The organism is Spongiactinospora sp. 9N601 (assembly GCF_044326295.1).
Lineage (GTDB): Bacteria > Actinomycetota > Actinomycetes > Streptosporangiales > Streptosporangiaceae > Spongiactinospora > Spongiactinospora gelatinilytica.
On record NZ_JBIRBB010000002.1, the window covers coordinates 280,127 to 302,108 of the forward strand.

The window sequence follows — 21,982 nt, forward strand, 5'->3', positions numbered from 1 at the left end:
AATGCGCCGGATTTCACTCGCGATCGCCGCCGTGAGCGCAGCCAGTGTGGTCGCCCTCACCGGGTGCGGATCGACGAGTCCGCAGCTCGGCAATGTCAAGCTGGCCGCGGCCGAAGCCGTGGCGCAGACGGCCCAGAAGGCCGAGGCGGTCAACAGCTACACCGTTGACGCCGTGGCCGAATTCTCTCACCCCGAGGGTGACACCGGTAAGGTGCAGGGCCGGATGGTGTACCAGAGCAAGCCGCAGCTCGCGGTCGACCTCACCCTCGACACCGTCGCCTTCGGCTCGAACAGCCTGCCCGGTGGCGCCCGTGCGATCCTGCTCGGCGACACCGCGTACGTCAAGGTGGACGCCCTGAAGTCGGCCACCGGCGCGACCAAGCCGTGGATCAAGGCGTCCGTCGCCGACCTCGACGGGGAAGGCCAGAACGAGGCGAACGACGCGCTCGGCCGGGTGCAGCAGTTCGACCTGGCCGCGGCGGTCAAGCTGGTCACCGCGTCCAAGGACATCAAGGCCGTGGGCACCGAGAGCGCTGGCGGCGTCGACACCACGCACTACTCCGGCACCTTCCCGGTGGACGAGGCCGTCAAGCTGCTGGACGACGACAAGCGCGCCCGGGCCGCCGACCAGTTCGGCAAGGTCAAGGACATCAAGTTCGACCTGTGGGCGGACGCGCAGAGCCTGCCCCGCAAGATCACCATGAGCGGTTCGGCGGAGGGCGGCACGTTCAACGCCACCATGCTGTTCAAGGGCTACAACGAGCCGGTCGAGATCTCGGCCCCGCCGGCGAGCGAGGTCGGCGAGATCCCGCAGCAGAAGCACGTGTTCAACTAAGGCATTTCTGGTCAACAGACCTTTTTTCCACCCACCCGAAGGCCCGCGCCTGCCACCGGCGCGGGCCTTCGCCCTTTCCGCCCCGCACCCGCACCCGCTCCCGCCGCCCCGGACCCGCTCGCGACTCCCAGGACCTCGTTCAGCGTGGGGTGAGCCGGATCACCGGGTACCGGCGGTCGGACTTGCTCTGGTACTTCGCGATCCGGGGCTGGGCGGCGGCGATGCGCTGCCAGGCCCGTTCGCGGTCGGCGCCGTCGAGGCGGTGCGGGGTCACCGGCAGCGGAGGGTGGCCGGGCAGTTCGATCGTCGCGCGGTCCGGGTGGGCCATCAGGTTGACGTACCAGTCAGGGTGCCGACTCCCGCCGCCCGACGCGATGATCAGCCGCCCGCCGTCCGCGTCATCGGCGAACCACGCCACCGGCGTCTCCCGGGGCTGCCCGCTGCGGCGGCCCACGGTGTTCAGGATCAGCACGTCCATGCCCATCATGTGGCCGCGGCCCCGCCGTATCTTGCGGTTCATCCGGGCGTTCATCGTGCGCTGCATCCACCGGGAGAACGCACCCGGCGTGCCGGGCCTGCGCCTGCTCGTCTGCTGCTGTGCCATGAGCCACCTCCGGGGCCGGGGTCCGTTCGCTACCCCGCCAACGTAGGACGGCGGTGGCCCGGCACGCTTCTCCGATCCTGCTCAGGGCGCGTCCGGGGCGCCGAGCAGGGTGCGCAGGATCGGCTCGGCGTGTGTCCACAGAACGGCGCCGCCCGTGTCCGGGACGAGGTGGTGGCGGGCGCCGGGGATACGGGCGGCAAGGGTACGGCCCTGGTCGGGGGAGTGGCCGGTGTCGTGCTCGCCGTACCAGAGGTCGACCGGGATCTGGATCGCGCCCAGGTCGTACGGCCAGCGGGACATCGCCAGCAGCGTGTCACGGGCGTAACCGCCCGGACCCTGGCCGAACGCCTCGGCCATGGCCGCCCGATAGGCGCGCGCGAACTCCGGCGACTCGTAGACCGCGCGATCAACGGCGGGCGCGTTGGGCACGATCATGTCCCACAGTGCGGCGGGCGTGATGGCCTGGAAGGATCGCTCGGCCGCCTCCGGGTCGGCGGCGGCCAGGCGTACCAGGTCGCGCAGCGGCGCGGGCAGGGCCGGGGCGAACGCGGGCAAGGCCACCTCGTCGGCCCCGGACACGATCGCCAGCCGGGCCGCGATCGGGGCGCAGGCCAGGGCGAACGGCGCGCCCTGGGAGAAACCGACGATCCGCGGCCGGGTCAGCCCGAGCGCCGCGACGTCGGCGGGCCAGGAACCGAGCGTACGGCCGGGGGCGGGGTCGGAGGCTCCGAGGCCGGGCCGGTCGAGCGAGATCAGCCGGACGCCGAGCCGGTCCACGACGTCGCCGCCGAACCCCAGCGACCGGCCGGTCCCCGCACCCGGGCAGAACACGACCGGTGTGCCGTCACGCGGCCCCCATTCCGCCCACCCGAGCCACCGCCCGTCCGGAAGCCGGGTGCGCCCGGTGCGCGGGGGCCCGGGCACCCTCACATGACCCGCTCGGCGAGACGGCGCGGGGCGACGAGGGTGTAGGAGGTGCGGACCCACTCGGTGATCTCCTGCCAGCGGTCATCGCCCGGCCGGTCGCCGACCTGGATGTGCACCCAGCCGTGCCGCCCCAGCCCGTACCCCGCGGGCTCGGCCCCCGGATCGGTGGCCACCACCGCGTCGGCCTCCTCCTTGGACAGCTTGACGCGTATGGCCCTGGCCTCGGGGTCGGTGAACACGAACGCCTTGTTGCGCACCCGGAAGGTCGGCTCGCCGTCCCAGGCTTCGACGTCGACCCGAGTGGTCTCGGGCAGCCGGGCGACGATCTCTTCGAGTCTCGCCATGTTGCTCATGAACAGGCAACCTAGCGAACGGCACCGACAGAATTGAGCTACGCCGACCAGGCGCCCGCCGCCGCCGCGCGGGCGGCGTAGTCGGCGAAGGCGATCGGTTCCCGCCCCAGGACGCGCCGCACGTCGCCGGTCGGTTCGACCGTGTGCCCGGCGCGGTGCACCGCGAACAACTCGCCGAGCGCGTCGGCGACGGCCTCGGGATAGCCTTCGGCGATCAGTTCGGCCCGGTAGGCGGCCGGGGTCAGATCCACGTACTCGATGGTCCGCCCCGCCGCCCGCCCTATGATCTCGACGGCCTCGCGGAAGTTCAGCGCCGCCGGCCCGGAGAGCTCATAGATCCGCCCGGCGTGCCCGTCCTCGGTCAGCGCCGCGGCGGCCGCCGCCACGTCCTCCACATCGACGAACGGCTCGGGCACGTCCCCCATCGGCAGGGCCAGCCGCCCGGTCCGTACCGGCGCGTGCCACAGGTCCTCGTCGAAGTTCTGGGCGAACTCGTTGGGGCGCAGCACGGTCCACTCCGCCCCGGAGGCGGCCACGGCCCGCTCCGCGGTGGCCATGCCGACCCCGAAGTCGCCTTCGACGTGCTCGATTCCGCGCCCGGAAAGGACCACGAAGCGCTCGACCGGCCCGTTGCCGCGGGCCTGTTCGACGAAACCGGCGATGGGGGCGGGGTCGTCGGGGGCGACCAGGTACACCGCGCGGGCGCCCTTGGTCGCCGGTTCCCACGTCCGCGGGTCGGACCAGTCGAAGCGGACCGCGCTGGAGCGGGACGCCGGGCGTACCGGGAGGTCGCGTTCGCGCAGCAGTCGTACCAAGCGGCGTCCGGTCTTGCCGGTCGCACCGAGAACCAGAATGTCGTCCATGCCTGACAGCCAACCGCCGGAAGGCCCGTGCGGACATGGCCGAGCGTCCGTGGGGGCTGTCCGATCGTCCCGTTATCGTGAGCCGTATGGACCCATATGACGATCTGTTGCGTGGGGTGCGCGGCGAGGGGGCGGTCTTCGGCGCTTCGGCGCTTTCGCCGCCGTGGGCGCTTGAGTTCGATCGCGGCGCGTCCCTGACGTTGTGCCTGCCGCTGCGCGGCGAAGGGTGGATCGTCCAGGGTGAGACCGCCGAGCGCGTGCGGGTCGGCGAGGCCGCCGTCGTGCGCGGGCCCGAGCCCTTCGTGTTCGCCGAGAGCGCCACACCCGGCCCGGTACGGACCGCCGCGCACGACGCGCCGGCCGAACTGGCCGGTGACACGGTCCTGCTCGCCGGTTCGTACCAGGCCGGGGGAGAGGTGCTGCGCCGCCTGATACGCGTGCTGCCGCCGGTGGCCGTCGTGCCGGACGACCACGACTGCTCCGGGATGCGGACCTACCTGGAGGCCCAGCTCGTCCAGGGCCGCCCCGGCCGCCAGGTCGTACTGGACCGGCTGCTGGACTGGCTCCTGGTCTGCTCGCTGCGCGACTGGTTCGACCGGCCGGAGGCGACCAGGCCCGCGTGGTACGCGGCGCTGGGCGACGACGTGGCGGGCCCGGCGCTGCGCGCGATCCACGACGATCCGGCCCGGCCCTGGACCCTGGCCTCCCTCGCCGCCACGGCCAACGTCTCGCGCACCACGTTCGCCAGGCGGTTCACCGACCTGGTGGGCGATCCGCCGCTGACCTACCTGACGGAGTGGCGGATGGCGCTCGCCGCCGACATGCTCACCGAACCGGCGGCGACGGTGGGGGCGGTGGCCCGCAAGGTGGGATATTCCGACGCTTTCGGGTTCAGCGCGGCCTTCAAGCGCACGCTCGGGGTCAGCCCCAGCGCCTACCGCCGGGACGCCGGCCGTACTCGGGCCAACGGCACGGCCCGCGCGGTCACCTCCTGACTCCCGCGCCGCTCAGACGGGCCGCACGGCCCGCTCGTAGCGGCCGATGAGGGTGCGCAGGTGCCCGGCGAACTCCGCGCCCTCGACCACCTCGAAGTCGACGTCCAGCAGGCCCAGGTACAGCGCGAGCATCTGCAGGGTGTCGGCACCGGTCTGGACCAGGCAGGTACGTTCGTCCACCGCCTCGACGAGCACGGCGGGCGGCAACCGGGACGCCACGGCCTCGGCCGGGGCGTGCAGCCGTACCCGGGCCCGGTGCCGCCACAGCGCGGCCCCGGCGCCGCGCTGGACGTAAGTGGCCACATCGCCCTCCGGAGGCTCCCTGGGAGCGAACCGCGGCCCCGTGGGCGGCCGGGGCCGTACCCGGTCGGCGCGGAAGGTGCGCCAGTCGTCGCGGTCCACGTCCCACGCGACCAGGTACCAGCGGCGGCTCATGTGGACCAGCCGGTACGGCTCGGCCAGCCGCCGCGTGGTGCCGCCGTCGTGCCCGGTGTAGTCGAACCGCAGCCGTTCGCGCCGCCGGCAGGCCCCGGCCAGTACGGCGAGCACGTCGGCGTCCACCGTGGGTCCCTCGGCCCCGCGTACGGCGACCGTGGCCGACTCCAGCGCCTCCACCCGGTGCCGCAGCCGCGCCGGCAGCACCTGCTCCAGCTTGGCGAGCGCGCGCAGCGAGGTCTCCTCGATCCCGGTGACTCCGGCGGTGGCCGCCGTGCGCAGGCCCACCACCACGGCGATCGCCTCCTCGTCGTCCAGCAGCAGCGGCGGCAGCGCGGCCCCCGCGCCGAGCCGGTAACCGCCGCCCGGCCCGGGCGTGGCGTGGACCGGATAGCCGAGTTCGCGCAGCCGCTCGATGTCGTTGCGGACCGTGCGGGTGGTGACCGACAGGCGTTCGGCGAGCTGCGGACCGGACCAGTCGCGCGGCGTCTGGAGGAGGGAGAGCAGGCGCAGCAGCCGGGCGGAGGTTTCGAGCATGTACTTCAGTCTGGCAGTAGACGCGGAACCATCCTTTCCGCATCCCTTCCTAGTGTCGGGGGCATGGACAACGACATCCGTCCCTTCCGCATCGACGTTCCGCAGGCCGACCTCGACGACCTGGTGGACCGGCTCGGCCGTACCCGCTGGCCGGACGGGGTGCCGAGCACGAACTGGACCCGCGGGGTCCCCCTCGGGTACCTGCGCGACCTCGCCCGGTACTGGGCGGAGGAGTTCGACTGGCGGGCCCAGGAGGCGGAACTGAACGAGATCCCGCAGTTCGTCACCACGTTCGACGGCCAGGACGTCCACTTCATGCACGTACGCTCGCCCGAGCCGGACGCGCTGCCGCTCGTGCTCACCCACGGCTGGCCGAGTTCGCCGCTGGAGTTCCGCAGGGTGATCGGGCCGCTGACCGACCCCAGGGCGCACGGCGGCGACCCGGCCGACGCCTTCCACGTCGTGCTGCCGTCGCTGCCCGGCTACGGGTTCTCCACGCCGGTGCGCGAGGAGGGGTGGGGGAATCTGTTCCGCGTCGCGTCGGCGTGGGCGGAGCTGATGGCCCGCCTCGGGTACGAGCGCTACGGCGTCCACGGCACCGACGCGGGGGCCGGCGTGGCGAGCCTGCTCGGCATGATCGCCGCCGGCCGGACGGCGGGCGTCCACCTGACCGGTACGTCGGCGGGCATGCCGTTCGGGCCGCCGATCGACGTCGAGGCGGTGCCCGCGGCCGACCGGGCGCGCGCCGAACGCTTCAACCGGGTGCAGCGCGACGGCCTGGGCTACCTCCACATACAGGCCACCCGCCCCCAGACGCTCGGCTACGGGCTGAACGACTCCCCGGTGGCGCAACTGGCCTGGATCGTGGAGAAGTTCGCCGAGTGGACCGATCCGGCGTCCGCGCTGCCCGAGGAGGCCGTCGACCGGGACGACCTGCTCACCGCGATCAGCGTCTACTGGTTCACCGGTTCAGGGGCCTCGTCCGCGCACGGCACCTACGAGGGCATGCGGGCGTACCGGGAGATGGCCGGGGATTCTGGGGGCTCCGAGGCGGCGCCGTCGGTGCCCACCGGGGTCGCGGTCTTCGCGGGCGACGACACGATCAGGAGCCTGATGGACCCGGCGGACCGGATCGGGCACTGGTCGGAGTACGACCGCGGCGGGCACTTCCCGGCGATGGAGGTGCCGGAGCTGCTGAGCGGCGACCTGCGGGACTTCTTCCGGCCGCTGCGGTGACGTGCGGCAGCATGCCCTGAGGTGGGGTACTCTGGTGGATGCCGAAGACCGCCGGTCGTCGCCGAGGCAAGCTCGGTGACCCAAGGCCCCGTGAAGCGGGCGACCTGCGCAGGTGGATGTGAGTTTTCATATTGGCCGTCCCTGACGTCCGATGTGCGAGCCCCGTGCGCCTGCGCCGGGGCTTGTTTCGTTTCTCCGGGAGCCTTCTCCGGCGGCACATCTGGAAGGAGGCCCATGGCGAGGGCGGAAAAGGCGACTGCTGTTGCCGAGCTCAAGAGTGAGTTCGATGGCTCCAGCGCTGCCGTTCTGACCGAATACCGCGGTCTCACCGTCGCTCAGCTCAAGGAGCTGCGCGTTTCGCTCGGTGAGAATGCGAAGTTCGCCGTGGTGAAGAACACGCTGACCAAGCTGGCGGCGAACCAGGCCGGGATCTCCAGCCTGGACGACCTGCTGCAGGGCCCGTCGGCCATCGCCTTTGTCAAGGGCGACGTGGTCGAGGCGGCCAAGGGGCTGCGTGACTTCGCCAAGGCCAATCCCCTCCTGGTCATCAAGGGCGGTGTCGTCGACGGCAAGTCGATGACCCCCGCCGAGATCACCAAGCTCGCCGACCTGGAGTCCCGCGAGGTCCTGCTCGCGAAGCTGGCCGGCGCGATGAAGGCGAAGCAGAGCCACGCTGCCGCCGTGCTCAACGCGCTGCCCACCAAGATGGCCAGGCTCGCCGAGGCCCTGCGCGCCAAGAACGCCGAAGGCGGCGACGCGTCCACGGACGCCGCCGCGGGCGAGGGCGAGTAGCGCCACCGGGGGATTGCCGCAGACACCGCGGTCCCGATTCTCAGACAACGACCTAAACGGAGGAACACCACCATGGCGAAGCTCAGCACCGACGAGCTGCTCGACGCGTTCAAGGAGATGACCCTTCTTGAGCTCGCCGACTTTGTGAAGCTCTTCGAGGACACCTTCGACGTCAAGGCCGCTGCCCCGGCCGCCGTCGCCGTCGCCCCCACCGGCGGCGGTGAGGGCGCCGCTGCCGCCGAGGCCGAGGAGCAGGATGAGTTCGACGTCATCCTGGAGGCCGCGGGCGACAAGAAGATCCAGGTCATCAAGGAGGTCCGCGCCCTCACGAGCCTCGGCCTGAAGGAGGCCAAGGACCTCGTCGACGGCGCGCCGAAGCCGCTGCTGGAGAAGGTCAACAAGGAGGCCGCGGAGAAGGCCAAGGCCGCCCTGGAGGGCGCCGGCGCCACCGTCACCGTCAAGTGACGTTCTGAGGCGTAAGCACGACCCGATCGAAGCGGGCGGTCCACCCAGGTGCCGGGTGGGCCGCCCGCTTCGCGTCTGCCGGGGGCCCGCTTCGCGGCGGGACGCGGGGTAACGGGGCCGTAACGTTCCATCGGCCCGGCCGGAACGCGGTTTACGGTGGTTGCGCCGGCAAGTAACACGCGCGCCGGGCGATCGGCGCGACGACGGTAGGTGGGTCGTGGGAGTCGAGGTCGTGGTCGAAGGGCTGAGCAAGTCGTTCGGCAGGCAGGTCATCTGGCAGGACGTCTCGCTCACCCTGCCGCCCGGCGAGATCTCGGTGCTGCTCGGCCCGTCCGGCGCGGGCAAGTCGGTCTTCCTCAAGACCCTGGTCGGGCTGCTCCCCCCGGACCGTGGCCGCATCCGGATCGACGGCCACGACCTCACCGGAGCCGGGGAGCCGAGGCTGGCCGAGCTGCGCCGCCGCGTCGGCGTGCTGTTCCAGGACGGCGCGCTGCTCGGTTCGCTGACCGTGTACGACAACATCGCGCTGCCGCTGCGCGAGCACACCGCGCTGCCGGAGTCCCGCGTCCGCCGGATCGCGATGGACAAGATCGAACGCGTCGGGCTGCTCGGCGCGGAGGGCAAGCGGCCCGGCGAGATCTCCGGCGCGCTGCGCAAGCGCGCCGGGCTGGCCAGGGCGCTGGTGCTCGATCCGGAGGTCGTCCTGTTCGACGAACCGGACTCCGGGCTCGACCCGGTACCGACCGCCTACCTCAACCAGCTCATCGTGGACCTCAACGCCGAGACCGGGGCCACGTTCCTGATCGTCACCCACGACCTCGACACCGCCCGCACCGTGCCCGACGACATCGGCCTGATGGACGGCCGCGAGCTGGTCATGTTCGGGCCGCGCGAGATGCTGCTGTCCAGCGACCAGCCGGTGGTGCGCCGGTTCCTCAACGCGCGCGGGCCGGGCGGGCTGCCGCCGATCCCGCCGCAGCTCATGCCGACCGGCGGGCGCGTCCGCCGGACCCAGCCGGTGCCGGGGGCCTGGCTCGCCGCCAACGGCGTCGTACCGCCGCCCGGCTCGTTCCTGGACGAGCACGGGCGCGACTGGCGGGCCGAGTACCGGCGCCTGCTGGCCCGCTGATCCCGGCATCTGCCGACTTAGCCCGTGAAGACGGGTATGCCGGTCACCATCGCGGGTTATGATCCGGCGACCAGAGGGCTCACCGGTGTGGACCACCGCCGCCGTATGGTCCGTGAGGTCCGCCGGCGACCGTGCGCAGGAGGGTGGACGCATGCAGCGACCCGGACCGCCCGCCGTATCCGAGGGGTGCGGCGGATGAGGGCGGTGGTGATCGGGGTGCTGACCACCGTGGTCGTGGCGCTGGGGCTGCTGGCGGTGCTGCTCACGCGGTGGCTCGGCGACGAGCAGGCCGTCGCGGCCGAACGCGAGGCGGTCATCCGCGCGGCGGGGGCCCACGCGGTGAACCTCCTGTCGGTGAGCCACGACAGCGTCGAGGAGGACATCCGGCGGGTGCTGAGCAGTTCCACCGGACCGGCGCGCGACGCCTACGAGGCGGGCGTGGCGAAGCTGCGGCAGACCACGGTGGCCGACAAGGTGGTGCAGATCGGTGTACTCCGCTCGGTGGGCCTGGTCTCCCTGAGCGGCGACGAGGCCAGGGCGCTGGTCGTCGCGGACGGCGTCATCCAGTGGGAGGGCCGCAAGGCCGCGCCACGGGAGCGCTTCCACCGCTGGACGATGGACCTCACCAAGTCCGGCGGAAGCTGGCTGGTGTCGCGCTGGGAGGAGGTCCCGTGAGCCGGCGCGACGGCTCCTGGCGGGCCCGGTCGCGGATGCGCTCCCGATCGCGCGCCTTCGTGGTCGTGGTGTCGCTGCTGACCGCCCTCGCGCTGGCCCTGGCGGGCGTCGTGCTGGTACTGCACGCGAACCTGCGCTGGCTGCGCCAGGGCACGGAGGCGGCCAAGGAGGCGACGGAGGCGGCCCGGTCGGTGGCCCCGGACATGCTCTCCTACAACCACGCCACCGTCGAGCAGGACCTCGCCCGCGGTCGCGACCACACCACGGGCGAGCTGACCGGCCACTACAGCCGCCTGCTCCAGGTGCTGGTCCCGTCCGTGCGGCAGGAGCACACCGTACGGCAGGCCGAGGTCGTCAACGCGGCCGTGGAGTCGGCCACCCCCGACCGGGTGGAGGTGCTGTTGTTCGTGGACACGACCACCACCAAGACCGTTCCAGGGGAGGACGAACCGCAGCGGCAGGTGACCCAGGACCGGGCCAGGTTCGTCATGGTCAAGTCGGGGTCGCGCTGGCTGGTGGCGGAGATGTCCACCCTGATCGGGAGCGTTCCTTCGCACTGATCGCGAGGCCGGTGAAGCCTGCCTGTCACCTCCCGGGCGTGTTCGTGTTACCCAATTGTTAGCAAAGAAAGCGTTTGAGTAAGGTGTGACAAGGGGGATGGATGCCGCAAGAGTTCCAACCGGCGGCAAGGGTTAGAACCTCCGTGTCACTCAGCGTTACCCCAGGGCGCTCGTGGGTATCGTCTGGGGTCCGGCAGCGCGGGCGAGGCACACGGAGGGGATTTCCCAGCGTGCTGGCTATCAAGTGGCTGGAATGTCGGCTCTCGGGCTTGACGTTTCGGCTCAGACGGGCGATGCTGCGAACAACGTGGAGCATGCAGCGGACGTAGAGTGGACAGGTGTATGCCATTGGGCTACACTGCTCCTTTGCGCTGCCCTTTGACGACCTCGCTTCTCTCCGTAGTCTTGCGAGGTTGTCTGGCGTGCGTGTAGATCAGTCCGCCGCGAGCCCTCGGAAGGACATCTGTTGGCAGCCTCGCGCAACGCCTCCGCCGTACCCGCTGGTCCCCGTCGAGTGTCATTCTCGCGTATCCAGGAGCCTTTCGAGGTTCCTGATCTTCTCGCCCTGCAGACCGAGTCGTTCGACTGGTTGCTCGGCAACGAGAAGTGGAAGGCCCGGGTCGAGGCGGCTCGCCAGGCCGGGCGCAAGGACGTTCCGGCCCAGTCCGGTCTCGAAGAGATCTTTGAAGAGATCAGTCCCATCGAGGACTTCTCCGGAACCATGTCCCTGTCGTTCCGCGATCACCGGTTCGAGCCGCCGAAGTACTCCGTCGATGAGTGCAAAGACAAGGACATGACCTACTCCGCCCCGATGTTCGTCACGGCGGAGTTCATCAATAACACCACCGGTGAGATCAAGAGCCAGACGGTGTTCATGGGCGACTTCCCGCTCATGACCTCCAAGGGCACCTTCATCATCAACGGCACCGAGCGTGTCGTGGTCTCGCAGCTGGTGCGGTCCCCCGGCGTCTACTTCGAGCGCAACGTCGACAAGATCTCGGACAAGGACATCTACGGATGCAAGGTGATCCCCTCCCGGGGCGCCTGGCTGGAGTTCGAGATCGACAAGCGCGACGCCGTGGGCGTGCGCATCGACCGTAAGCGCAAGCAGCCGGTGACGGTGCTGCTGAAGGCGCTCGGCTGGACGAACGACCGGATTTTGGAGCGGTTCGGTCAGTTCGAGTCGATGCGGGCGACCCTGGAGAAGGACCACACGGCCGGCCAGGACGACGCGTTGCTCGACATCTACCGCAAGCTGCGGCCGGGTGAGCCGCCGACCAAGGAGTCGGCGCAGACGCTGCTGGAGAACCTCTACTTCAACCACAAGCGGTACGACCTGGCGAAGGTCGGCCGGTACAAGATCAACAAGAAGCTGGGCGTCGATTCCGAGATCAACCAGGGCACGCTCACCGAGGAAGACATCGTCGGCACGATCGAGTACCTGGTCCGGCTGCACGCCGGCGAGGACTCCATGCCCGGCGCCTCTGGTGAGGTCGTGGTCGAGGTCGACGACATCGACCACTTCGGCAACCGCCGCCTGCGCACGGTCGGCGAGCTGATCCAAAACCAGGTCCGGCTGGGTCTGGCCCGGATGGAGCGCGTGGTCCGCGAGCGGATGACCACCCAGGACGTCGAGGCGATCACGCCGCAGACCCTGATCAACATCCGCCCGGTCGTCGCGTCGATCAAGGAGTTCTTCGGCACCTCGCAGCTCTCGCAGTTCATGGCGCAGGAGAACCCGCTGGCCGGCCTCACGCACAAGCGGCGGCTGTCCGCGCTCGGCCCGGGTGGTCTTTCCCGTGAGCGCGCCGGGTTCGAGGTCCGTGACGTACACCCGTCCCACTACGGCCGGATGTGCCCGATCGAGACGCCGGAAGGCCCCAACATCGGCCTGATCGGTTCGCTGTCCTCCTACGGCAGGGTCAACTCCTTCGGTTTCGTGGAGACCCCCTACCGCAAGGTCGTCGACGGCAAGGTCACCGAGCAGATCGACTACCTCACCGCCGACGAGGAGGACCGCTACGTCAAGGCGCAGGCCAACACGCCGCTGAACGCGGACGGCTCGTTCGCCGAGAGCCGGGTGCTGGTCCGCACCAAGGGCGGTGAGACCGAGCTGGCCCGTGCCGAGGAGGTCGACTACATCGACGTCTCGCCGCGCCAGATGGTGTCGGTGGCGACCGCGATGATCCCCTTCCTGGAGCACGACGACGCCAACCGCGCCCTGATGGGCTCCAACATGCAGCGCCAGTCGGTGCCCCTGCTGAAGAGCGAGGCCCCGCTGGTCGGCACCGGCATGGAGTACCGCGCGGCCACCGACGCCGGTGACGTGATCATCGCCGAGAAGGCCGGCGTGGTCGAGGAGGTCTCCGCCGACTACGTGACCGTGATGAACGACGACGGCACGCGGACCACCTACCGCGTCGCCAAGTTCAAGCGGTCCAACCAGGGCACCTGCTACAACCAGAAGCCCATCGTGGACGAGGGCGCGCGGGTCGAGATCGGCCAGGTCATCGCCGACGGGCCCTGTACCGACCAGGGTGAGATGGCGCTGGGCAAGAACCTCTTGGTGGCGTTCATGCCCTGGGAGGGTCACAACTACGAGGACGCGATCATCCTGTCCCAGCGGCTGGTCCAGGACGACGTGCTGTCCTCGATCCACATCGAGGAGCACGAGGTCGACGCCCGGGACACCAAGCTGGGGCCCGAGGAGATCACCAGGGACATCCCCAACGTCTCCGAGGAGGTCCTGGCCGACCTCGACGAGCGCGGCATCATCCGGATCGGCGCCGAGGTGACCCCCGGCGACATCCTGGTCGGCAAGGTCACCCCCAAGGGTGAGACCGAGCTGACCCCGGAAGAGCGGCTGCTGCGCGCGATCTTCGGGGAGAAGGCCCGGGAGGTCCGCGACACCTCGCTGAAGGTGCCGCACGGCGAGTCCGGCAAGGTCATCGGCGTCCGTGTCTTCAGCCGCGAGGAGGGCGACGAGCTCCCGCCCGGCGTGAACGAGCTGGTCCGCGTCTACGTGGCGCAGAAGCGTAAGATCACCGATGGTGACAAGCTGGCCGGCCGGCACGGCAACAAGGGCGTGATCTCCAAGATCCTGCCGGTGGAGGACATGCCGTTCCTGGAGGACGGCACGCCGGTGGACATCATCCTCAACCCGCTGGGCGTGCCCGGCCGGATGAACGTCGGCCAGGTGCTGGAGACCCACCTGGGGTGGATCGCCGCCCGCGGCTGGGACCTCAACGGCGTCGAGGAGGCGTGGGCCGAGCGGCTGCGCGACAAGGGCTTCGGCGAGGTCGAGCCGCGCACCAACGTGGCCACCCCGGTCTTCGACGGCGCCGACGAGGAAGAGATCACCGGTCTGCTGGCGAACACCCTGCTCAACAGGGACGGCGAGCGGATGGTCGGGGTCAACGGCAAGGCACGGCTGTTCGACGGCCGTTCCGGCGAGCCGTTCCCGCACCCGATCTCGGTCGGCTACATCTACATCCTGAAGCTGCTGCACCTGGTGGACGACAAGATCCACGCGCGTTCCACCGGCCCGTACTCGATGATCACCCAGCAGCCGCTGGGCGGTAAGGCGCAGTTCGGCGGGCAGCGGTTCGGTGAGATGGAGGTGTGGGCGCTGGAGGCCTACGGCGCGGCCTACGCGCTGCAGGAGCTGCTGACCATCAAGTCCGACGACGTGACCGGCCGGGTGAAGGTCTACGAGGCGATCGTCAAGGGCGAGAACATCCCCGAGCCGGGCATCCCGGAATCTTTCAAGGTGCTGATCAAGGAAATGCAGTCGCTGTGCCTCAACGTCGAGGTGCTCTCCAGCGACGGTATGTCCATCGAGATGCGCGACACCGACGAAGACGTCTTCCGCGCGGCAGAGGAGCTCGGGATCGATCTAGCCAGGCGCCCTAACGAGGGTGCCATGAGCGTCGACGAGGTCTAATTCAAAGGGGGTAAGAAATGCTCGACGTCAATTTCTTCGACGAGCTGCGAATTGGCCTCGCCACGGCTGACGACATCCGCCAGTGGTCGCACGGTGAGGTCAAGAAGCCGGAGACGATCAACTACCGGACTCTCAAGCCGGAAAAGGACGGGCTCTTCTGCGAGAAGATCTTCGGCCCGACCCGGGACTGGGAGTGCTACTGCGGCAAGTACAAGCGGGTCCGGTTCAAGGGCATCATCTGTGAGCGCTGCGGCGTCGAGGTGACCCGTGCCAAGGTGCGTCGTGAGCGGATGGGCCACATCGAGCTGGCCGCGCCGGTCACCCACATCTGGTACTTCAAGGGCGTGCCGTCCCGGCTCGGCTACCTGCTCGACCTGGCCCCGAAGGACCTGGAGAAGGTCATCTACTTCGCGGCCTACATGATCACGCAGGTGGACACCGAGACGCGTGACCGTGACCTGCCGTCCCTGGAGGCCAAGATCTCCGTGGAGCGGCAGCACATCGAGCAGCGCCGCGACGCCGACATCGAGGGCCGCCAGAAGAAGCTGGAGGCCGACCTCGCCGAGCTTGAGGCCGCCGGCGCCAAGGGCGACCAGCGCCGCAAGGTCCGTGAGGGCGCCGACCGCGAGATGCGCCAGCTCCGCGACCGGGCCCAGCGCGAGCTGGACCGGCTGGAGGAGGTCTGGTCCCGCTTCAAGAACCTCAAGGTCCAAGACCTTGAGGGCGACGAGCTCCTCTACCGCGAGATGCGCGACCGCTTCGGCCGCTACTTCCGCGGTGGCATGGGCGCCCAGGCCATCCAGGAGCGTCTGGTCAACTTCGACCTCGACGCCGAGGCGGAGAACCTCCGGGAGACCATCCGCAGCGGCAAGGGCCAGAAGAAGGCCCGCGCGCTCAAGCGGCTCAAGGTCGTCTCGGCGTTCCTCAACACCCGCAACTCGCCCAACGGCATGGTCCTGGACTGCATCCCGGTCATCCCGCCGGACCTGCGCCCGATGGTGCAGCTCGACGGTGGCCGGTTCGCCACCTCCGACCTCAACGACCTGTACCGCCGGGTCATCAACCGGAACAACCGCCTCAAGCGTCTGCTCGACCTCGGCGCGCCCGAGATCATCGTGAACAACGAGAAGCGGATGCTCCAGGAGGCCGTGGACGCGCTGTTCGACAACGGCCGCCGCGGACGTCCGGTGACCGGCCCCGGCAACCGGCCGCTGAAGTCGCTGTCGGACATGCTGAAGGGCAAGCAGGGCCGGTTCCGCCAGAACCTGCTGGGCAAGCGCGTCGACTACTCCGGCCGAAGCGTCATCGTCGTCGGCCCGCAGCTCAAGCTGCACCAGTGCGGCCTGCCCAAGCAGATGGCGCTGGAGCTGTTCAAGCCGTTCGTGATGAAGCGCCTGGTCGATCTCAACCACGCACAGAACATCAAGTCGGCCAAGCGCATGGTCGAGCGCGCCCGCGCCGTGGTGTGGGACGTCCTGGAAGAGGTCATCACCGAGCACCCGGTGCTGCTCAACCGGGCGCCGACCCTGCACCGCCTGGGCATCCAGGCGTTCGAGCCGCAGCTCGTGGAGGGCAAGGCCATCCAGATCCACCCGCTCGTGTGTACCGCGTTCAACGCGGACTTCGACGGTGACCAGATGGCCGTCCACCTGCCGCTGTCGGCCGAGGCGCAGGCCGAGGCCCGCATCCTGATGCTGTCCACCAACAACATCCTCAAGCCGGCCGACGGCAAGCCGGTGACGATGCCCACCCAGGACATGGTCATCGGGCTCTACTGGCTGACCACGCAGAAGGACGACGCGCCCGGCGCGGGCCGTACCTTCAGCTCGGTCAGCGAGGCGCTGATGGCCTACGACCGGCGCGAGCTGGACATCCAGGCCGAGATCAACATCCGGTTCAAGGAAGTGGCCCCGCCGCGCGGCTGGGCCGCGCCCGAGGGCTGGGAGCCCGGCGACCCGCTGCGGCTGACCACCACGCTGGGCCGTTGCCTGTTCAACGAGACGCTGCCCGCCGACCTGCCGTTCGTCAACTACCAGGTCGGCAAGAAGCAGCTTTCGGCGATCGTCAACGAGCTGGCGGAGAGCTACCCCAAGGTGGACGTGGCCACCGCGCTGGACGCGCTGAAGGACGCCGGATTCCACTGGGCGACCCGCGCCGGCGTGACCATCTCCATCGACGACGTGGTGGCCCCGCCGAACAAGGCGACCATCATGGAGGACTACGAGCGCCGGGCCGAGAAGGTCCAGCGCGAGTACGAGCGCGGTCTGATCACCGACGAGGAGCGCCGTCAGGAGCTCATCGAGATCTGGACCCACGCCACCGCCGACGTCGAGACCGACCTGGTGAACGCGTTCCCGAACACCAACTCGGTCTGGATGATGGTCAACTCCGGCGCCCGCGGTAACAAGATGCAGGTCCGGCAGATCGCCGGTATCCGCGGCCTGGTGTCCAACACCAAGGGTGAGACGATCCCGCGGCCGATCAAGTCCTCGTTCCGCGAGGGCCTGTCGGTGCTGGAGTACTTCATCTCCACCCACGGCCAGCGGAAGGGTCTGGCGGACACCGCGCTGCGGACCGCCGACTCCGGTTACCTGACCAGGCGACTGGTCGACGTGGCCCAGGACGTCATCGTCCGCGACATCGACTGCGGCACCGACCGTACCGTCCCGCTGCACGTCGCCGAGCGCGACTCGGCCGGCAACCTGGTCCGCGCCGAGAACGCCGAGACCAACGTGCACGGCCGGATCCTGGCCGAGGACGTCGAGGTGGACGGCAAGGTCATCGCGGCCTCCGGCGTCGACATCAACGACCCCGTGGTCGACGCGCTGGTCGCGGCCGGCGTGGAGACCGTGCGCACCCGCAGCGCGCTGGTGTGCGAGGCCAAGATCGGTGTCTGCGCGACCTGCTACGGCCGTTCGCTGGCCACCGGCAAGCTGGTGGACGTCGGCGAGGCGGTCGGCATCATCGCCGCGCAGTCCATCGGCGAGCCCGGCACCCAGCTCACCATGCGGACCTTCCACACCGGTGGTGTGGCGGGCGCCGACATCACGCACGGCCTGCCGCGTGTGACCGAGCTGTTCGAGGCGCGCATCCCCAAGGGTGTCGCCCCGATCACCGAGGTCAGCGGTCGCGTCCGGATCGACGAGACGGACAAGACCCGCAAGGTGGTCATCACCCCGGACGACGGCTCCGAGGAGGTCGCCTACCCGGTGTCGATGCGTGCGCGGCTCCAGGTGTCGGAAGGCCAGCGGGTCGAGGTCGGCCAGCAGCTCGTGGCCGGCGCGATCAACCCCAACGAGGTGCTGCGCATCCTCGGCCCCCGGGCCGTGCAGCTCCACCTCGTGGCGGAGGTCCAGCAGGTCTACCGGTCGCAGGGTGTGTCGATCCACGACAAGCACATCGAGATCATCGTCCGGCAGATGCTCAAGCGGGTCAACGTGCTGGAGTCGGGCGACACCGACCTCCTGCCCGGCGAGCTGGTCGAGCGTCCGCGCTTCGAGGCGATGAACCGCGAGTGCGTCGCCGAGGGCGGCTCCCCGGCCTCCGGACGTCCGGTGCTCATGGGCATCACCAAGGCGTCGCTGGCCACCGAGTCGTGGCTGTCGGCGGCCTCCTTCCAGGAGACGACCAGGGTCCTCACCGACGCGGCGATCCACGCCAAGTCCGACTCCCTGCTCGGCCTCAAGGAGAACGTCATCATCGGTAAGCTCATCCCGGCCGGTACGGGCATGCCCCAGTACCGCAACATCCGGGTCGAGCCGACCGAGGAGGCCAAGGCGGCGATGTACACGGTCGGCGGCTACGACGGCAGCGCGGCCGACTACACCTTCGGCACAGGGAGCGGCGAGGCCGTTCCGCTGGAGGAGTACGACTTCGGCCAGTACAACCGCTAACCCCTGCTCCACCGAGACGGCCGCCCCGCAGCCAAATGGCCGCGGGGCGGCCGTCCCATTTCCACCCACCCTTCCCCGCCCACTACTCAGCCGCGCTTCCCCCGCCCAAAGGCCCTCGCTCCGCTCGGACGATCTTCTTTGTGCGTCGGGCTTCGCCCGACGCTGCCGCTACCGGTCGTGTCATTCCAAATAGGCGAGAGATCCTAACTGTTGGACACGATGCCGATTCCCCGTTAAAGCCCCTAAATGCCGCTCCGGCTATTACGGCGCAGTCCAGGATCCGGAGCTGCTCGAATCGGCGGCGGCATCCTTGCAATCGCAGCAGGAGCGAGTCCCCACCGACCTATACTGACGTGCGAATCAATGGCAAGGGCGGAGGAGTCTTGGTCGGATTGGCCGACTGGCGCGGCCTGATCTATGGACGAGCTGATGACTACCACGATCTGAATCTCATCGCAGTCACCGCTCCCGGCGGGCAGAGCTGGGCAAGTCCCTTCCGAGGCATCGCCGACGATGGGCAGGACTATTTCGTAAAGACCCTGGAGGGGTGTAAGCGGGACTGGGCGCGAGGATCGCTCGCCGTCGAGTACATAGTGGGTCAAGTCGGTACCCTCATCGGTGCGCCGGTCTGTGAGAGCGCTCTTATCCGTATACCGGATGAGTTCGCAGACTACGAGATCGCCCCTGGGGTCGTTCTGGTGCCCGGGGTCGCCCACGCCAGCAAGGCCATTGCACACGCTGAGGAGCAGCGGGACGACTTGGCCTACCGCAGTGACGACCACAATCGCGCTCGTCATGCGGGGGGTATACGCTCTCTATGACTGGTGCTACGGAGACGATCCGCAATGGCTGTACGACCGTGATCAGGATCGATGCATCTACTCCCATGATCATGGGCTCTATCTGCCGCCTCACACCGGCACCATCGACGCAGGCATCCTCGAGCAGTGTGTCGACGAGCCGAACCCGCTCCCTGATGCTGCCGACGGGCTTGATGTCGAAGCCGTCGCAAGTGTCGCGACCGCGCTTGAGAGAATTCAACGTGGTGCGCTCGCCAAGGTCCTGTGCGCCGTGCCAGCATCGTGGCCAGTGACGGATGAGGCCCTGGCCACATTGGGCTGGTTCCTAGAGCACCGGGCGTACGCTGTCGCAGATCGTCTTCGAGCACTGGTCAAGAAGGGAGTGTGAACCTCCGTGAGCAAGTACCTCTACTCCATCGTTCGCTGTCTCCCTGATCCGCGGACCGGTGAGTTCGTCAATGTCGGGGCCATCGCCGGGGATCCTCGGACCGGTGACTGGGCCGTGCGCCGGGTGAGCAACACCGAACGCATCAAGCGGTTCGCGCCCAATGCGGCCATCGACGTGACCGATCGGTTCATCGTCCGGTTGACCAGCCAGATCGCCGAGGCGCGAGAAGCGCTGGAGACCAGCGACAGCCTGCCGTTCGACGAACAGTGGCTGCAGCGACTGCATCACGATCACCGCAACATCGTGCAACTCAGCCCGCCGGCACCGATCGTTGCCAATCATGCCGAAGCGGCCCTGGACATCATCTTTCGACACATGATCATTGATCCGGCCTCCCAGCAGCGGCCGGTCACGATCAGGAAGAGTGAGGTGATCGAGGATCTGCGCAAGGCGTACGTGGACGCGCAGATTCCGGCTCATCTACTCAGGCCGCGATCAGAAGTCTTCATTGGCGACAAGCTTCACTCGAATGTGGACATTGCCATCGCCAACGGAGAGGTGATGCAACTGGCGCAGGGCTGGTCGTTTCGGGTCACCCATCTTGATCGAGTGATCACGCAGGTCAAGGCCTGGGGGTTCGCTCTGGAGCGACTGCGCATCGGTGACGAGGCCCGGCTCGTGGACACTGAAGGACGGCTCAGTTCCGTTGCCAGGGACGTCGATCTGCAGATCGTGATCGCCACGCCCGAGACATCTGAGCAGGAGGCCGCATACGAGGAGGCGGATCAGGTCTTCCGAATGCTGCATGCGGGCGTTCATCCGGTCGAAGACGTGGCGGCTGTGGGCGCTCGCGCGGCGGGTCTGGTTCGGGGGATCTCCTGAAAGGCCGGCCCTCGATCGTCGGCCTGCCTGTTCGTTGGCGGCATGCGGATGGCAGACCTAGAACAGCGGTCGCGGCGCGACGTACGGCAAGCCTTTCACTCGCCGCCTGCTCTTTCCCTTCAGGCCCCGGTGCCCGGCGTTTCGCGTGCGTCATCCCGCCCGCCGTACCTTGCCGCCCCGCCTCTCACAGGCCGCGCTTCCCGCGCCCAAAGGCCCTCACTCCACTGTGAGCTGTCTGCTTTGGGCCGCTACCGGCGGGGAAGGCATCAGCCTCAAGGCGGCACTGGCAATGGCAACAGCGGGCCAAGAGCGCGTACCGACCCTCTGGCGGCGCTGCCGCAGCAGGTGCGATGGGTGCAAGCCATCTCTCCGGCCCCGCGAGGTCATGTCAAATGAGAAAGCGGGATACCCTGCCTGCGATGCCTCGGAACCACGTGACCGGAGGAGTCGATGCCGGGATGACGGCAGGGCGGCCGATGCCCACACAGGACGACGTGCTCGGGTACTTCGACACGTTGTCGAACTGGGGACGATGGGGCGACGACGACGAACTCGGCACCCTGAACCACATCACCGACGAGGTCCGGCTGGCGGCGGCGCGGGCCGTGCGCCATGGCAGGAGCGTGTCGTGCGCATGGGAGGTCGCCGTACCGGAGGACATGGAGCGGTCGACGACGACATGCCCGTGTGCCGCCGACATGCCGGGGGCCGAGAACATGCCGGTGCCCGGATTCCGCAATGACCGGCGCTGGGGCTTTTCGACCGAGCGGCTCGGCGTCACGTTCCACGGCAACACCCTCACCCACATCGACTCGCCGTGCCACATCTACTGGGACGGCACGATGTACAACGGGCGGTCGCACTCGCTGGTCGACGCCGCAACGGGATCGTCGTGGGCGTCCGTCACGGCGGCGGCGAACGGGATCATCACGCGTGGTGTCCTGCTGGACATCGCCAGTGTGCGGGGTGTGCCGTGGTTGGAACCGGGGCAGGGCGTGTTTCCCGACGACCTCGAAGAGGCCGAGCGTCGCCAGGGTGTGCGGGTGCGATCCGGCGATGCGGTACTCCTGCGGACCGGCTATGGCCGCGTCCGGCACGAGAGCGGTGCGGCCAGCGATTTCACGCAGGCCGGGTGGCACGCGTCCTGCCTGCCGTGGCTGCATGAACGGGAGGTCGCGTTGATCGGCGCTGACACCCCCCAGGACGTTCAGCCATCTGGGTACGAAGACGTGCTGATGCCGGTCCACGCCGTGAGCCTCGTCGCCATGGGGCTGTGGATGCTCGACAACTGCGACCTGGAGGCGTGCGCGACGACGGCCGCCCAGCTCGGTCAATGGGACTTCCACCTCGCCGTCGCGCCGGTCCGCTTCGCCGGTACGTCCGGCAGCCCGGTCAACCCGATCGCCACATTCTGACCGCGTGGTCATACCCGGCGAGCTGGTCGGGAGCCAGGCGGCACGAGTGCCTAAGGGGGCCGGCGTGCGATGGCTGTGAGGGGCCACGGAAATTGCGGACCGCCATTTTATGGGCCGAGCCTATGCGGCTGTTTGGGGGGAAAGGTACTGGTTGAGTACTGCCAGGGGTGACCGGTAGCCGAGTGCCGAGTGCAGGCGCCGGTGGCGAAGACGAATCGGTGCACCCCGGTACGGCCCCCCGATGCCCAGACCGGT

19 protein-coding genes are annotated in these 21,982 nt (G+C 69.2%); 14 read left to right on the plus strand and 5 right to left on the minus strand.

Translation table 11 applies throughout. The features are described 5' to 3' along the window. Positions 1-31: 31 nt before the first annotated feature. Positions 32-835 carry a DUF1396 domain-containing protein gene (locus ACH34R_RS04855; protein ID WP_397560064.1) on the plus strand — a complete coding sequence of 268 codons (804 nt, stop codon included), beginning with the start codon at positions 32-34 and terminating at the stop codon, positions 833-835. A 139-nt stretch (positions 836-974) separates the two neighbouring features. Here the strand turns inward: ACH34R_RS04855 and ACH34R_RS04860 are convergent, their stop codons facing one another. From ACH34R_RS04860 to ACH34R_RS04875, 4 genes are all read right to left on the minus strand, one after another. After that, the gene (locus ACH34R_RS04860; RefSeq protein WP_397560065.1) at positions 975-1,439 is read right to left on the minus strand and encodes a nitroreductase family deazaflavin-dependent oxidoreductase; all 465 of its coding nucleotides are present in this window, start codon (positions 1,437-1,439) and stop codon (positions 975-977) included. An 81-nt stretch (positions 1,440-1,520) separates the two neighbouring features. Beyond that, positions 1,521-2,363, minus strand: a complete 843-nt coding sequence (locus ACH34R_RS04865) for an alpha/beta fold hydrolase (protein WP_397560066.1) — start codon at positions 2,361-2,363, stop codon at positions 1,521-1,523. Between the two features lie 2 nt (positions 2,364-2,365). Continuing rightward, positions 2,366-2,719: an MmcQ/YjbR family DNA-binding protein gene (locus ACH34R_RS04870; RefSeq protein ID WP_397560067.1), complete on the minus strand. Its 354-nt coding sequence runs from the start codon at positions 2,717-2,719 to the stop codon at positions 2,366-2,368. A gap of 38 nt (positions 2,720-2,757) precedes the next feature. After that, a complete protein-coding gene (locus ACH34R_RS04875; protein ID WP_397560068.1) occupies positions 2,758-3,582 on the minus strand; it encodes an NAD(P)H-binding protein in 825 nt (274 codons plus the stop codon). Positions 3,583-3,668: 86 nt separating this feature from the next. Here ACH34R_RS04875 and ACH34R_RS04880 point away from each other — a divergent pair, with 86 nt between their 5' ends. Then, positions 3,669-4,577 carry an AraC family transcriptional regulator gene (locus ACH34R_RS04880; RefSeq protein WP_397560069.1) on the plus strand — a complete coding sequence of 303 codons (909 nt, stop codon included), beginning with the start codon at positions 3,669-3,671 and terminating at the stop codon, positions 4,575-4,577. Positions 4,578-4,589: 12 nt separating this feature from the next. Here the strand turns inward: ACH34R_RS04880 and ACH34R_RS04885 are convergent, their stop codons facing one another. After that, positions 4,590-5,549, minus strand: a complete 960-nt coding sequence (locus tag ACH34R_RS04885; protein ID WP_397560070.1) for a helix-turn-helix transcriptional regulator — start codon at positions 5,547-5,549, stop codon at positions 4,590-4,592. A gap of 63 nt (positions 5,550-5,612) precedes the next feature. Here ACH34R_RS04885 and ACH34R_RS04890 point away from each other — a divergent pair, with 63 nt between their 5' ends. The 12 genes from ACH34R_RS04890 to ACH34R_RS04945 all read left to right on the plus strand — a co-directional run bounded on the left by ACH34R_RS04890 (position 5,613) and on the right by ACH34R_RS04945 (position 21,727). Beyond that, entirely contained in the window at positions 5,613-6,785 is a 1,173-nt protein-coding gene (locus tag ACH34R_RS04890) for an epoxide hydrolase family protein (RefSeq protein ID WP_397560071.1), read from the plus strand. A gap of 234 nt (positions 6,786-7,019) precedes the next feature. After that, positions 7,020-7,577, plus strand: coding sequence for a 50S ribosomal protein L10 (rplJ, locus tag ACH34R_RS04895; protein WP_111168290.1), 558 nt, complete (start codon positions 7,020-7,022; stop codon positions 7,575-7,577). A 72-nt stretch (positions 7,578-7,649) separates the two neighbouring features. Beyond that, positions 7,650-8,042, plus strand: coding sequence for a 50S ribosomal protein L7/L12 (rplL, locus tag ACH34R_RS04900; protein WP_397560072.1), 393 nt, complete (start codon positions 7,650-7,652; stop codon positions 8,040-8,042). A 217-nt stretch (positions 8,043-8,259) separates the two neighbouring features. Then, positions 8,260-9,171, plus strand: a complete 912-nt coding sequence (locus ACH34R_RS04905) for an ABC transporter ATP-binding protein (protein WP_397560073.1) — start codon at positions 8,260-8,262, stop codon at positions 9,169-9,171. A gap of 195 nt (positions 9,172-9,366) precedes the next feature. Next, positions 9,367-9,846: a hypothetical protein gene (locus tag ACH34R_RS04910; RefSeq protein WP_397560074.1), complete on the plus strand. Its 480-nt coding sequence runs from the start codon at positions 9,367-9,369 to the stop codon at positions 9,844-9,846. Next, positions 9,843-10,406, plus strand: coding sequence for a hypothetical protein (locus ACH34R_RS04915; protein ID WP_397560075.1), 564 nt, complete (start codon positions 9,843-9,845; stop codon positions 10,404-10,406). The genes ACH34R_RS04910 and ACH34R_RS04915 overlap by 4 nt, the downstream gene beginning before the upstream one ends. A 466-nt stretch (positions 10,407-10,872) precedes the next feature. Then, the gene (gene rpoB, locus ACH34R_RS04920) at positions 10,873-14,349 is read left to right on the plus strand and encodes a DNA-directed RNA polymerase subunit beta (RefSeq protein ID WP_397560076.1); all 3,477 of its coding nucleotides are present in this window, start codon (positions 10,873-10,875) and stop codon (positions 14,347-14,349) included. Positions 14,350-14,366: 17 nt separating this feature from the next. Beyond that, on the plus strand, positions 14,367-18,242 hold the full coding sequence (locus ACH34R_RS04925; protein WP_397560077.1) for a DNA-directed RNA polymerase subunit beta': 3,876 nt from the start codon (positions 14,367-14,369) through the stop codon (positions 18,240-18,242). Between the two features lie 35 nt (positions 18,243-18,277). Continuing rightward, on the plus strand, positions 18,278-19,063 hold the full coding sequence (locus tag ACH34R_RS04930; RefSeq protein WP_397560079.1) for a HipA family kinase: 786 nt from the start codon (positions 18,278-18,280) through the stop codon (positions 19,061-19,063). Then, positions 19,014-19,430, plus strand: a complete 417-nt coding sequence (locus ACH34R_RS04935; protein WP_397560081.1) for a hypothetical protein — start codon at positions 19,014-19,016, stop codon at positions 19,428-19,430. The genes ACH34R_RS04930 and ACH34R_RS04935 overlap by 50 nt, the downstream gene beginning before the upstream one ends. Before the next feature lie 6 nt (positions 19,431-19,436). Beyond that, positions 19,437-20,312, plus strand: coding sequence for a DUF3037 domain-containing protein (locus tag ACH34R_RS04940; protein ID WP_397560083.1), 876 nt, complete (start codon positions 19,437-19,439; stop codon positions 20,310-20,312). 419 nt (positions 20,313-20,731) lie between these two features. Continuing rightward, a complete protein-coding gene (locus tag ACH34R_RS04945) occupies positions 20,732-21,727 on the plus strand; it encodes a cyclase family protein (protein ID WP_397560084.1) in 996 nt (331 codons plus the stop codon). Positions 21,728-21,982 lie beyond the last annotated feature (255 nt).

Bases quoted from the DNA above. Each gene is read 5' to 3' on its own strand.
- ACH34R_RS04870 (WP_397560067.1), bottom strand. From the start codon at position 2,719: ATGAGCAACATGGCGAGACTCGAAGAGATCGTCGCCCGGCTGCCCGAG.
- ACH34R_RS04875 (WP_397560068.1), bottom strand. From the start codon at position 3,582: ATGGACGACATTCTGGTTCTCGGTGCGACCGGCAAGACCGGACGCCGC.
- rplL (WP_397560072.1), top strand. From the start codon at position 7,650: ATGGCGAAGCTCAGCACCGACGAGCTGCTCGACGCGTTCAAGGAGATG.
- ACH34R_RS04880 (WP_397560069.1), top strand. From the start codon at position 3,669: ATGGACCCATATGACGATCTGTTGCGTGGGGTGCGCGGCGAGGGGGCG.
- ACH34R_RS04910 (WP_397560074.1), top strand. From the start codon at position 9,367: ATGAGGGCGGTGGTGATCGGGGTGCTGACCACCGTGGTCGTGGCGCTG.
- ACH34R_RS04885 (WP_397560070.1), bottom strand. From the start codon at position 5,549: ATGCTCGAAACCTCCGCCCGGCTGCTGCGCCTGCTCTCCCTCCTCCAG.
- ACH34R_RS04925 (WP_397560077.1), top strand. From the start codon at position 14,367: ATGCTCGACGTCAATTTCTTCGACGAGCTGCGAATTGGCCTCGCCACG.
- ACH34R_RS04890 (WP_397560071.1), top strand. From the start codon at position 5,613: ATGGACAACGACATCCGTCCCTTCCGCATCGACGTTCCGCAGGCCGAC.
- rplJ (WP_111168290.1), top strand. From the start codon at position 7,020: ATGGCGAGGGCGGAAAAGGCGACTGCTGTTGCCGAGCTCAAGAGTGAG.
- ACH34R_RS04945 (WP_397560084.1), top strand. From the start codon at position 20,732: ATGCCTCGGAACCACGTGACCGGAGGAGTCGATGCCGGGATGACGGCA.
- ACH34R_RS04930 (WP_397560079.1), top strand. From the start codon at position 18,278: ATGGCCGCGGGGCGGCCGTCCCATTTCCACCCACCCTTCCCCGCCCAC.
- ACH34R_RS04860 (WP_397560065.1), bottom strand. From the start codon at position 1,439: ATGGCACAGCAGCAGACGAGCAGGCGCAGGCCCGGCACGCCGGGTGCG.